This is a genomic window from Mycobacterium sp. NGS63 (assembly GCF_059812295.1).
Window position 1 is genome coordinate 1 of record NZ_JCALCJ010000022.1, and the last position, 274, is coordinate 274.

Here is a 274-nt window from a genome sequence, read left to right on the forward strand (position 1 = left end):
CCCCCCAACTCGCGCAACTACGCGCTCAGATTGACGGACGTTTCTGGCTGCACCTGGGCGAAGGGTGGCGGTTTTTCGCCCCCGAGAACCTCATCACCCGCCTGACTGCGGTGCTCGACGCCGAACCAGAAGTGTTTCAAGTGAGCATCAACTTCGAAGACGCGGTCAAGCCGACCGGCGCCAGCGCCGCCGAGGAAACGGTGCGCCGGGCACCCGACGCCGGCCGCTACCTGCTCACCGATGTAATGGCATGCGGCCCAACGATGTTCGACAC

1 pseudogene is annotated in these 274 nt (G+C 64.6%); it reads left to right on the forward strand.

The features are described from left to right. A pseudogene (locus tag AC5Y4Z_RS26215) lies at positions 1-274 on the forward strand (glycosyltransferase); the annotation flags it as partial.